Source organism: Streptomyces sp. NPDC006265 (assembly GCF_040613555.1).
Taxonomy (GTDB): domain Bacteria; phylum Actinomycetota; class Actinomycetes; order Streptomycetales; family Streptomycetaceae; genus Streptomyces.
The window spans coordinates 1-4,596 of sequence record NZ_JBEXSH010000744.1 but is presented as its reverse complement, the minus strand read 5'-3'; the positions used below and the strand labels follow the sequence as shown (position 1 = coordinate 4,596).

5 protein-coding genes are annotated in these 4,596 nt (G+C 70.1%); 2 read left to right on the top strand and 3 right to left on the bottom strand.

The genetic code is table 11. From position 1 onward, the window contains the following. Window positions 1-177: 177 nt before the first annotated feature. Together ABZ281_RS38920 and ABZ281_RS38915 are read right to left on the bottom strand one after the other, a co-directional pair. Entirely contained in the window at window positions 178-1,053 is an 876-nt protein-coding gene (locus ABZ281_RS38920; protein WP_356662727.1) for an undecaprenyl-diphosphate phosphatase, read from the bottom strand. A 159-nt stretch (window positions 1,054-1,212) separates the two neighbouring features. Next, entirely contained in the window at window positions 1,213-1,683 is a 471-nt protein-coding gene (locus ABZ281_RS38915) for a helix-turn-helix domain-containing protein (protein WP_356662726.1), read from the bottom strand. Window positions 1,684-1,776: 93 nt separating this feature from the next. On the opposite strand from ABZ281_RS38915, the gene ABZ281_RS38910 reads away from it, so the two are divergent. Beyond that, window positions 1,777-2,946, top strand: a complete 1,170-nt coding sequence (locus tag ABZ281_RS38910; RefSeq protein WP_356662725.1) for a thiolase family protein — start codon at window positions 1,777-1,779, stop codon at window positions 2,944-2,946. Window positions 2,947-2,968: 22 nt separating this feature from the next. Here ABZ281_RS38910 and ABZ281_RS38905 read toward each other — a convergent pair whose 3' ends face one another. Next, entirely contained in the window at window positions 2,969-3,760 is a 792-nt protein-coding gene (locus tag ABZ281_RS38905) for a VTT domain-containing protein (protein ID WP_356662724.1), read from the bottom strand. 340 nt (window positions 3,761-4,100) lie between these two features. On the opposite strand from ABZ281_RS38905, the gene ABZ281_RS38900 reads away from it, so the two are divergent. Next, on the top strand, window positions 4,101-4,596 hold a 496-nt coding region (locus ABZ281_RS38900; RefSeq protein ID WP_356662723.1), incomplete at its 3' end, for a GTP-binding protein.

Genomic DNA, 4,596 nt, shown 5'->3' with positions numbered 1-4,596 from the left:
GCAATGCAAGGCCAAGCGGGGCGCCCCCTTCCGTGTCATCCCCTACTTTGCGGACGCACACGTCCTAGTGGGGCGTATCCCGCCTCCCCGGTGGGAGACAAGTGGGAGATGATCATGGCGTGGTGCTGCAATCAGGCGCTAGAAAATGCTAGATAGCGCTACCTGTGCGGCCCTGGTTCAGCCGCCGGATTCGCCCGCGTGCGGGCTCAGCGCACCCATGCTGACCAGCACAATCACCACCACACCGAGGGCGATGCGGTACCAGACGAACGGCATGAAGCTCTTGGTCGAGATGAACTTCATGAACCATGCGATCACCGCGTAGCCGACCCCGAAGGCGATGATCGTCGCGAAGATCGTCGGACCCCACGAGACATGGCCGCCCTCCGTGGCGTCCTTCAGCTCGAACGCGCCCGAGGCGAGCACCGCGGGGATGGCGAGCAGGAAGGAGTAGCGGGCCGCGGCCTCGCGCTTGTAGCCCATGAACAGGCCGCCGCTGATGGTGGCGCCGGAGCGGGAGACGCCCGGGATCAGTGCCATGGCCTGGCAGACGCCGTAGATCAGACCGTCCCGGACGCCCAGGTCCTCGAGCGCCTTGCGCTGCTTGGGCGCGCGGTGCTTGCCGCCGCTCTCGTCGCGGGCCGCGAGCCGGTCGGCGACGCCCAGGACGATGCCCATGCCGATCAGCATCGTCGCGGTGATCCGCAGATCGCGGAACGGCCCCTCGATCTGGTCCTTCAGTGTCACGCCGAGCACACCGATCGGGATCGAGCCGACGATGACCAGCCAGCCCATCCGGGCGTTCGGGTCGCTGCGCAGCGCCTTGTTCGTCAGTGAGCGCGTCCACGCCGAGATGATCCGCCCGATGTCCTTGCGGAAGTAGATCAGCACGGCTGCCTCGGTGCCGATCTGTGTGATCGCCGTGAAGGCCGCGCCCGGGTCCTCCCAGCCCGAGAAGGCCGCCGTAAGCCGCAGGTGGGCGCTGGAGGAGACGGGGAGGAACTCGGTCAGCCCCTGGACGAGTCCGAGGATGAGTGATTCGAACCAAGACATGAGGTAGCGGAGTCCAAGTGCCGATCGCGGGAACGGACGACGGGCGCACCGGGTCGCCGTTGCGAGGAACGGGGGATCATGTGCGCCGAGGGGGAAGCGTAGCGTCCCCGGAAGGCCGCCAGGACACAGGGGTTTGGAAGCCGCCGTTGACCAGGGCGATCAGGCGGCGGTGGGTCCGGACACCGCCCAGCCCGGTGCCTGGGGGCGGGCCGTGAGGTCCTCATGGCGCACCTCGTCGCCGCAGGCCCGGCAGGTGACGGCCGGGGCGAGGGGCCGGCCGCAGGAGTGCTCCAGGACCATCGGCCGGTCGCCGTCCGCCCGGAGATGGCGGTCGCCCCACGCCATGAGGGTCATCAGCACCGGCTCCAGTTCCAGTCCCGCCGGGGTCGGCCGGTACTCGAAGCGCTGCGGGCGCTCGCTGTAGAGGTGCTTGGCCAGGATCCCGGCGTCGACGAGCCGGCGCAGCCGGGTGGCCAGGATGTCGCGCGGGGCGCCGATGTTGCGCACCAGCTGGTCGAACCGGCCGTTGCCCAGGCACACCTCCCGCAGCACGAGCAGGGAGTACTTCTCGCCGACGAGCGCGAGGGTGTCGGCGATGGAGCAGGGGCGCGGGTCTTTGCGGGCGGCCATGAGGCTCAGTCTAGAAGAGGGTTGGAATTTCAAACCCATGGGGCTACGGTGAGTCCGGATTTCCTACTCACCGGTAGTCGTGGAGGCCCGCACATGCGTGACGCAGTCATCGTCGAAGCCGTACGCACCCCGATCGGCAAGGGCAAGCCGAACGGCGTCCTCGCGCACGTCCATCCCGTGGAGCTCCTCGCCCACACCCTGCGCACCCTCGTGGAGCGGTCCGGGGTCGACCCCGCGCTCATCGACGACGTCATCGGCGGCGCCGTGGACCAGGTCGGCGAGCAGGCCATGAACACCACCCGCTACGCCGTGTTGTCCGCGGGCTTCCCGGAGTCGGTGCCGGCGACCACCGTGGACCGCCAGTGCGGCTCCTCCCAGCAGGCCGTGCACTTCGCGGCGCAGGGTGTGCTCTCGGGTGCCTACGACCTGGTCGTGGCCTGCGGGGTCGAGTCGATGAGCCGGGTGCCCATGTGGTCGAACGTGCTCGCGGGCAAGGACCCCTTCGGCCCCGGGATCGCCGAGCGCTTCCCGGAGGGGCTCGTTCCGCAGGGCGTCAGCGCCGAACTGATCGCCGCCAAGTGGTCGGTCGGCCGTGAGCAGATGGACGAATTCGCCGTCTCCTCGCACCTGAAGGCCGCCGCGGCCTGGGAGGGCGGGCTCTTCGACGCCGAGGTCGCGCCGCTGGAAGGCGTCACGCGCGACGAGTGCGTACGGCCCGGCAGCACCCCCGAGATCCTCGCCGGCCTCAAGCCCGCCTACTACGACCCCGGCTTCGCCGAGCGCTTCCCGCAGATCGAGTGGAACGTCACGGCGGGCAACGCCAGCCCCATCAACGACGGGGCCTCGGCGGTGCTCATCACGTCGAGCGAGACGGCGGCCCGGCTGGGGCTGCGCCCGCTCGCCCGGCTGCACAGCTTCGCCGTCACCGGCTCCGACCCGCTGCTGATGCTCACGGGCGTGATCCCGGCGACCGAGAAGGTGCTGCGCAGGGCCTCGCTGACCCTCGACGACATCGACCTGTTCGAGGTCAACGAGGCGTTCTCCAGCGTCGTACTGGCCTGGCGGCAGGAGACCGGCGCCGACCTCGCCCGGGTCAACGTGCACGGCGGCGCCATCGCGCTCGGGCATCCGCTCGGCGCGAGCGGCACCCGTCTGACGACGACGCTGGTGCACGCCATGCGGGAACGGGGTGCCCGGTACGCGCTCCAGACCATGTGCGAGGCGGGCGGACTCGCCAACGCCATGGTGCTGGAACGGGTGTGAGCCGGACCGGCGTGACGGCCCGTCAGAGGCGGCGCAGCTGGTGCCGCTTGCGCCAGGCCACCACCACGCCCGCCAGCGCGGGCAGGGCGATGCACGCCATGGCGATCAGGAAGGCGGGAGAGGTCGGGGTGGAGGCGCGGGCGCCCGCGACGGCGTAGGCGGCGGTGTTCGGGATCGAGCCCAGGCCCGTGGCCAGCAGGAACGGCAGCAGGCCCATGCGGGAGACGGAGGCGCAGTAGTTCGCGGCCCAGAACGGCACACCCGGGAACAGCCTCACCATCAGCATCGACCGGAAGCCGTGCCGGCTGAGCTGGCCGTCCGCGGCCTTCAGCCAACGCCCCCGCAGCAGGGGCCGCAGAGCGTCCTGGCCCAGCGCCCGGCCCAGGCAGAAGGCGATCCCGGCGCCGAGCACCGTGCCCGTCAGAGCCACGCCGAGGCCGAGCTGCGAACCGAACAGTGCGCCCGCCGCCAGGTTCAGCAGCGGCCTCGGCACGAACGCCACGGTGCACACGCCGTACGCCACTGTGAACACCACCGCCGCCGCGGCCCCACTGAGCTGCGGCGGCCAGCCCTCCGTCAGCAGCCGCTGCGGCTCGAACAGCAGCACCGCGCACGCACCGGCCGCGAGCAGCACGGCGAGCAGGGACAGCCGCGACCACGGGGAGAGCAGAACTCTCGTGCAGCGGGCGGCGAAATGAGTCGGTACGGCGGGCGAGACGGTCGTTGCCGGGGGAACGGCGACGGCGAGCTCCGCGGCGGTGGCCCGGGGAGAGGCCGTGGCGGTGCCCCCAGAGCGGGTGGTGGCATCGAGCATCCGGTGACACTAACCGACAAATGTGTGTGATCGCCGTATGGTTCGTCTCACCAGCGTCACAGGCAGCGGTGCGCAACCCCCTGCCCGGGCAACCGAAAACCATTCGACGTGCGGTAAAGCGTCGGCAATGATCGAGGCCATGTTCCGGCACGCCTTCGCCCTCGCAGCATCCGTGGTCACGGATGCCTCGAAGGCTGCCGTCGTCGATCCCACGGCCGTCCTGGACGGCGCCCGAAGCTGACCCTCTCCGGTTCCTCCGGCGGACCCCGCAAGGGGAGGGTCGGGCAGGTCCTCGGGGTCCCACTTCTTCTTCGCTGAGCAGACGCTTCGAGGTACAGCCATGCCCAAAACGGCTTATGTCCGTACGAAACCGCATCTCAACATCGGCACGATGGGCCATGTCGACCACGGCAAGACCACGTTGACCGCCGCCATCACCAAGGTTCTCGCCGACCGCGGCAGTGGCGCGTTCGTGCCGTTCGACCGGATCGACCGGGCGCCCGAGGAGGCGGCGCGCGGCATCACCATCAACATCGCGCACGTGGAGTACGAGACCGACACCAGGCACTACGCGCACGTCGACATGCCGGGCCACGCCGACTACGTCAAGAACATGGTCACCGGCGCCGCCCAGCTCGACGGGGCGATCCTCGTCGTCTCCGCGCTCGACGGGATCATGCCGCAGACCGCCGAACACGTGCTGCTCGCCCGGCAGGTGGGCGTCGATCACATCGTGGTCGCCCTCAACAAGGCCGACGCGGGGGACACGTATGTGCCGATGCCGGAGCGGTACCTCGACGCGCCGTTCCTGCTGCCGGTGGAGTACGTGCTGACCG

Excerpts from the sequence above, each read along its gene's own strand:
- ABZ281_RS38910 (WP_356662725.1), top strand. The coding sequence starts at position 1,777 with ATGCGTGACGCAGTCATCGTCGAAGCCGTACGCACCCCGATCGGCAAG.
- ABZ281_RS38920 (WP_356662727.1), bottom strand. The coding sequence starts at position 1,053 with ATGTCTTGGTTCGAATCACTCATCCTCGGACTCGTCCAGGGGCTGACC.
- ABZ281_RS38915 (WP_356662726.1), bottom strand. The coding sequence starts at position 1,683 with ATGGCCGCCCGCAAAGACCCGCGCCCCTGCTCCATCGCCGACACCCTC.
- ABZ281_RS38905 (WP_356662724.1), bottom strand. The coding sequence starts at position 3,760 with ATGCTCGATGCCACCACCCGCTCTGGGGGCACCGCCACGGCCTCTCCC.